At 46.7% G+C, this 1,014-nt stretch carries 1 protein-coding gene; it reads right to left on the bottom strand.

Going from position 1 to position 1,014, the window contains the following annotated elements; genetic code table 11:
• Window positions 1-25: 25 nt before the first annotated feature.
• Window positions 26-1,014, bottom strand: a 989-nt coding sequence (gene gpsA, locus CXF78_RS00035) for an NAD(P)H-dependent glycerol-3-phosphate dehydrogenase (protein ID WP_102035642.1), incomplete at its 5' end; no start/stop codon positions are given.

Genomic DNA, 1,014 nt, shown 5'->3' with positions numbered 1-1,014 from the left:
CGGTTAACTTAGCCGCTCTGTTGCACTATTTCTTCAGTGTTTCAGATTTTTTGTCTCGACTGAGTAACTCTTTTGCAGCTTCAACGGGTGCTTTACCTTGGTATAACACTTGGTAAATTTGCTCGGTGATCGGCATTTCTACCCCTAGGCGTTTGGCTAAGGTAAACACTTCTTTAGTGTTTCGGTAACCTTCGACTACTTGACCGATTTCTTCTTGGGCGGTGATCACGTCTTTGCCTTGACCTAAAGCCAAGCCAAAACGACGGTTACGCGACTGATTATCGGTACAGGTTAGTACCAAGTCACCTAAACCAGCCATACCGATAAAAGTAGATGCATCGGCGCCGATAGCTTCACCTAAGCGACTCAGTTCCACTAAACCACGAGTAATGAGTGCGGTGCGTGCATTTGCACCAAAACCAATACCGTCGGACATACCTGCACCAATGGCAATCACGTTTTTAACCGCTCCGCCTAATTGTATGCCGATAAAGTCGTCATTTGCGTATACACGCAAGCGTTTTGGACTATGAAGCAATTCGACCAAGTCATGGGTAAACTGTGGGCATGTACCCGCAACCGAAATAGCGGTAGGTAAACCAGCGGCTAATTCTTTGGCAAACGTAGGCCCAGACAACACAGCGAGTGGATAATGTTCACCTAATTGCTCACGAGCAACATCTTGTAATAAACGGCCAGTTTCAGGCTCTAAGCCCTTGGTCGCCCACACAATACGTGCGTCGTCACGCAATAATGGTTTTGCTTGCTTAAGCACGTCACCAAATACATGGCTTGGTACAACAACCAAAATATTCTTGCTAGCGGCTAAGGCTTTGCCTAAATCAGCTTCGATGGATAAACAATCAGGAAACTGAATGCCAGGCAAAAAACGTTCATTACTGCGGCTTTCCGCTAACACTTGCATGCTTTTAGGATCATGACCCCAAAGCAATGTCTTATGGCCGTTGCTGGCTAAAGAAATAGCAAGGGCGGTGCCATAAGACCCCGCCCCTA

It is taken from the genome of Shewanella sp. 11B5 (assembly GCF_002836795.1).
GTDB classification, from domain to species: Bacteria; Pseudomonadota; Gammaproteobacteria; order Enterobacterales; family Shewanellaceae; genus Shewanella; species Shewanella frigidimarina.
Note: the sequence above shows the minus strand (reverse complement) of the source record. Positions and strands in the feature narration are given on the sequence as shown.